The sequence below is a fragment of the Lamprobacter sp. genome, from assembly GCF_034860625.1.
Lineage (GTDB): Bacteria > Pseudomonadota > Gammaproteobacteria > Chromatiales > Chromatiaceae > Lamprobacter.
In genome coordinates this window covers 1-1,672 of record NZ_JAYESN010000463.1, presented here as the reverse complement: position 1 = coordinate 1,672, position 1,672 = coordinate 1, and the positions used below count along the sequence as shown (strand labels likewise).

Genomic DNA, 1,672 nt, shown 5'->3' with positions numbered 1-1,672 from the left:
GATCGGCATCGAGTGGACCAATGACAGTGCCCTCAGCCTGATCGCTGTGGACCCGCAACAGCGCACCGCGCTGTTGTGCGATCAGGATGCCGATGAAGACCGTCATTGGCGGCTGGGTCCCTGTGGGCTCGAGACCATGGCGGACGGGCGAGACCTCTGAGGTACCCTTGAACCGGATGACGGCACCTGCGTGGTGCCGCTCAGCCCTGAGCGTCTGTACACAGGCCACCCCGGCGTTGTCGGGGTGGCCTGTTTTTGTGGCGGTCTCCTTGTCTCATACCGACCAGCGGTAGCGGGCTTTCAGGGCCATGACACGGGCACAGGCGTTGTTGACTCGGGAGAGATGCAGCCGCCCGTCGGCAATCGCCTGGCGCAGGATAACAAGCGTCTTCGGCACCCGATCCGGGTCGTAGGGCCGATGGTTGGCGATGAGCAGGACATCGACACCGGCATTCAGGGCGCCGATCAGGGCCTCGCTGGGGCTGTGATGTTGGGCGATGGCGTCCATCTGTAGATCGTCGCTGATCACGACACCGCGAAAGCCGAGCCGCTGGCGGAGCAGGCCGGTGAGGATTGGCCAGGAGAGCGTCGCCGGATGCCGGGGATCGAGGCGTGCATTGCGGATGTGGGCGCTCATGATCAGATCGCGATAGCCGGCCTGGATCAGGTGGGCATAGGGGATGAGTTCCTGTGCTGACCAGCTGTCGGTGACATCGACGACCTCGGTATGCGAATCGGCTCCGGCGCTGCCATGACCGGGGAAGTGCTTCAGAGTGCTGAGGATACCCCGGCGCTGCTGCGCCCTGACCACGGCGGCCGCGTGCTGCACGACCCGGTGCGGATCGGCCGAGAAGCTGCGCTCGAGGCGGCCGATGATCGGGTTGTCGGGGTTGCGGTTGAGATCAACGACAGGGGCGAAGTTGAGGTTCAGGCCGTTGTCCGCCAGCGTCTGGGCGATGGTGTCGGCCGTGCGCTCGGTCTGGATTGGATCATCGCGTTGGCCGAGCATCTGTGCCGAGACCGTTGCTGGAAAGCCGTCACGCGGCTTCAGGCGCGCGACACGCCCGCCTTCCTGATCGACGCCGATGAGCAGCGGTGTTGGGCTGAGTGCCGAGAGGGTTCGGGTCAGGGTACGCAGTTGTTGCGGCGAGCGGATGTTGCGGCCATCGCGATCGAATAGGACGACCCCACCGAGACCATGCTGGCTGAGATCGCGCACGATGGGATCCTCAGCACTGAGGTCGACGCCGCGAAACCCGACCATGAGCAGTTGCGCCAGGCGCTGCTCGAGCGGCCAGCGCCACCAGGGCAGGTCTTGCGCCTGCAGGGAACGCCAGGGGGCGGTGGCGGTGAGGCCAAGCGCGGCTTGGAGGAACTGTCGGCGCGGGTGCATGGAGCAAGCATGACAGACAGTGCTGATCCGTACCTGGGCAGGGGGTCATCGATCGCGGAGCGTTTGGGCCTGATCCGGTGGGCGTTGCAGGGTTCGCATCCAGGCTCGGAGGCTCGTCGCGCTTGACCCTAGACTGCGCGGCGGCAATGACTGGGCCAGGTGAAGGCTACCTGGCGAGTTCCCGCCTCGTGGAGCCGCTCGATGATCCGTGGTCCGAGGGTCTGTTCCAGCCTCGACGCCGGCAGGTCACCGATGAGGATCGTGGCGCGTTGCTGGGCG

The 1,672-nt window shown here is 65.8% G+C and carries 1 protein-coding gene; it reads right to left on the bottom strand.

Annotated features, from left to right (window positions below; genetic code table 11):
• Positions 1–274: 274 nt before the first annotated feature.
• Positions 275–1,393: a beta-N-acetylhexosaminidase gene (nagZ, locus tag VBE63_RS28840; protein ID WP_323686416.1), complete on the bottom strand. Its 1,119-nt coding sequence runs from the start codon at positions 1,391–1,393 to the stop codon at positions 275–277.
• Positions 1,394–1,672: the final 279 nt, after the last annotated feature.